At 35.3% G+C, this 3,378-nt stretch carries 5 protein-coding genes and 1 pseudogene; all 6 read right to left on the reverse strand.

All coding sequences use genetic code 11. The features are described from left to right. Positions 1-233: DUF3977 family protein (locus KFT32_RS27035; protein WP_211750448.1), on the reverse strand; the 233-nt coding region annotated here is incomplete at its 3' end. A 20-nt stretch (positions 234-253) separates the two neighbouring features. Next, entirely contained in the window at positions 254-832 is a 579-nt protein-coding gene (locus KFT32_RS27040; protein ID WP_211750449.1) for an LSm family protein, read from the reverse strand. Between the two features lie 90 nt (positions 833-922). After that, positions 923-1,663, reverse strand: a complete 741-nt coding sequence (locus KFT32_RS27045; protein ID WP_211750450.1) for a class I SAM-dependent methyltransferase — start codon at positions 1,661-1,663, stop codon at positions 923-925. A gap of 71 nt (positions 1,664-1,734) precedes the next feature. Beyond that, on the reverse strand, positions 1,735-2,130 hold the full coding sequence (locus tag KFT32_RS27050) for a VOC family protein (RefSeq protein WP_211750451.1): 396 nt from the start codon (positions 2,128-2,130) through the stop codon (positions 1,735-1,737). A gap of 164 nt (positions 2,131-2,294) precedes the next feature. After that, positions 2,295-3,089, reverse strand: a complete 795-nt coding sequence (locus KFT32_RS27055; RefSeq protein ID WP_211750452.1) for an aminoglycoside phosphotransferase family protein — start codon at positions 3,087-3,089, stop codon at positions 2,295-2,297. Positions 3,090-3,177: 88 nt separating this feature from the next. Continuing rightward, a pseudogene (locus tag KFT32_RS27060) lies at positions 3,178-3,378 on the reverse strand (hypothetical protein); the annotation flags it as partial.

Here is a 3,378-nt window from a genome sequence, read left to right on the forward strand (position 1 = left end):
CCACAGAAACCAATTATTAATTTGAATTCTTTTCTGTCCTTCTTTACTAACTTAATACCCTCTTTTGAATCAATAATTAAGACTTTCCTCCCAAGCCAAGCTCTAAAGTAGATTGATTTCAGTTTGAATGGTTTCGTAAATCCTTTAATCTCACTTTCCGATCCATCATCATGTTCAAATTCAGTTCTAATAAACCATTTATTCCCGATTCCAACTTCAGTATATTTCTTCAAAGAGTCGAATCACTCCTTTGTTACTTCAATTGTAATCCTTTTAAAAACTCTTTCATAATCTCGTTCGAGAGACGAATAGCTTCTGATCTGCTACTTGCTGGCACGGTTATCATTTGGCCATCTTCAGATCTCCAAGATACCCGCATATCACCATTTGGTTGTTTTGGTTGTTCTGCAACCATAATAGATACCTTACTAAAATCTCTATTTATCACGAGTGATCCATATTGATAAATAGCCGTGTCGGTTATTGCATTATCCTTTTTTCTATATAAAAAGTACGGATAGTCAATAGCACCCCAACCCTCATCTGAAAATGGTATATTTAGTTTTCTTTGATCGACTGGAACAGATATTTCTTCCCCCTCTATATCTATTGTTCCTTCAAATCTTCTTTTACCCGTAATCGTTTGATATAAATGTCCCTCTATATTTACATCTACTAGTTGCTCTGACCCTCCTTGCTCATCTCCTAATTTATATTTTATACCTTGTTCGTTTATTTTAACTTCCTTCGGATAAATTTTGATTACTAAAACAATGGATAAAGCGGTCAGAATAAATAGAATAGAAATCCAAAAAATAGTCCCTTTCTTCACGTTGACCTCCTTTTATTCACGCAGATTTCTGATCATGTTTATTTTCAATATCCTTGCGAATGAAAGGTTGTCACGTAAATTACATCATGTTTATTTTTCTGCAAGTATGGTAAATTCCCAAGGAATATTCTCGTTCTTCCATCCACGATGTTCATCAAACTTCTTTAATTGAAAGCCGTTGGAAAGGACTGAATTAATAATTTCACTCAATGTATAAGATCTAACCGAGACATCTGGAAAATCTATCTGTTCCTGTTCATCAAAGAAACTTTTGTACGCCACGTCTCCGTTTTTTATTTCCGTATCAAAATAACCCGTTTCTCCATCGCTTAGAATACATTTTCGTAAGGGATGAAAGTCACTTAGAATCATGACTCCCCCATTTTTCAGTAGACCATAAAGGATAGACATCAACTTATCGATATCGCCAAAATAATGTAATATCCCTCCTTCTAAATACAAAACATCAAAAAATCCTTTATATTTGTTCAGATCCATATCATAAATGTCTGTAACGTTATAATCTATTGTGGTGTGAGCACATTCTGCTAATTCCATTGCATACTTTTTATTTTCTTCAGAGATATCGAATACGGTCACCTCTGCTCCTAACAAAGCGAGTGGAACTGCTTTTCTTCCATTTGAACCACAAAGATTAGCAACTTTTTTCCCTTCGACATGTTCAAAAAAAGGTTTGTGTTTTTTAAGACATGCTATTGGGTCTTTTAAGATTTGATTTGCTTTATCCATAGGTGAACCGTCTCTTTTATGCCAAAATTCATAGGCTCGATATTCCCACGCTTTTTTATTTTTTTGACTTTGTTCATTCATATAAGACATCTCCTCTCGGTATTAAATTGCCGGATGGCAAGAAAAACACCCATCCTATTTCCTCCAAATGATCAATAGTTCAGTTCACAATCATGATGTTCCCAAACATCAAATAAGTTACCATCAAGATCTTCTAATACGAAAAATTTCCCGTACTTACCTTCGTCAGCAATTTCCCCAACCTTTACATTCTCTAATTTTAAATAGGTATGTAGAGTAGTAATATCATTAGTAAAGAAGGTAATGATCCATCTTTTCTTCTTATTGATTTCAAATACTGCTCTTGTCTCATTGTCGCTTTGTATTAAATCAAGAATGGGCCGATTATCCCTAAATAAACTCAAATAACCTTCTCTTTGATTTCTGATATTAAAACCAAAGTGTTTAACAAACCACTCCGCAGACTTGTCAATATTAGCGACAGGAATAATGTTGTATGCGATCCCCAGAATCTTTCCAACTCCCATGTAACTTCCCTCCTAATAGAGCTATTCATCTGAAATCACTCTCTGAAAACTCTAAGGTAAACCAAAGGATAACGGATGGTTGACCGAGCCACAGCGTAGATACATTGTTACGAGAAGTCAATGACCTCAAGAGAAACATTCCTAATCTTTTCTTTTGTTTTTAGTTACCACCAGTCAGTAAAATGCTGTTCAAGAAATTCAATCTCTTTCACATAATGATCTAAATGCCCTTCTTCAACTAGTTTAATAAATGCCGTCTCGCCAGATGCAGCACGATTAGACAGTGTAGTACACATAAAATGAATACGTGAAATAACCCATTGTTTAAGATCGATTGGCGCATTTATACCGTAAGAATTGAAAAACAGATCTATACGTTTTCTTCGTGTATTTGCATGACTCTCTGTCTGATATTGAACAATGCATCGATCCTCTTCATTAGGTGAGAATGATGTGAGTGGTACCGATGTATACAAAGTGTAAACAATATCCCATATACGGGGCCCTGGCCCTGCCATATCAAAATCAATAATGCCTATTGGATGTTGGTCTTTAAATACTACGTTATACAATGCTGCATCGTTATGGCAGATAACTTCGTGTAATGAGGTCTCAGGAAACTCATTTATTGACTTTGTAGTTGTGAGAAATCCTGCAGTCGCATCGTGATAGCTTCTTAAGAGTTTGGCTAGTTCAACTAACACTTCATCCGACCACATATATGATTCAATTTCAGGGTAATCGTTTCCTGGAACTACACCTTCAAGGTATGAAAGGATTTCTCTCCCCTTTTCATCTATTCCCATATACCTTGGTGAGTAAGGGTAACCAACTCCTTCAAGGTGTCTAAGTAATTCATATACAAAAGGATTGGGAATGGCATTACGTCGAACTGTCTTCCCTACTTTTACTACATTATTTATATTTCCTCCGGATAGGACTTCCTCTTGTTCTGACAAGTTTCTTCCTCCTTTTGATTGTAATGCATCCCTTTAGATCCAATGTGTTAGTATATTGTTTATAAAATCCGGTCTTATCTTTACGGTTCTACTTATCTACCCATAAAGTAATTTCGTTTATCCCTGACCCAAATCTAATCGTGTTTTGATCAGGAAATATCACAACACCAATTAACAAGCCTATTAAAAAACTATAGATACCGCCTTTTACTAACTTACGCTCCATTGTATCCCACCTAAGTAGATTAGTAGTTTTAAGGATGAATGTATCAGCAATATATCTATGTAC

The sequence above is a fragment of the Paenibacillus sp. Marseille-Q4541 genome, assembly GCF_018310695.1.
In the GTDB taxonomy this organism is placed as follows: domain Bacteria; phylum Bacillota; class Bacilli; order Paenibacillales; family Paenibacillaceae; genus Paenibacillus.

Excerpts from the sequence above, each read along its gene's own strand:
- KFT32_RS27045 (WP_211750450.1), bottom strand. The coding sequence starts at position 1,663 with ATGAATGAACAAAGTCAAAAAAATAAAAAAGCGTGGGAATATCGAGCC.
- KFT32_RS27050 (WP_211750451.1), bottom strand. The coding sequence starts at position 2,130 with ATGGGAGTTGGAAAGATTCTGGGGATCGCATACAACATTATTCCTGTC.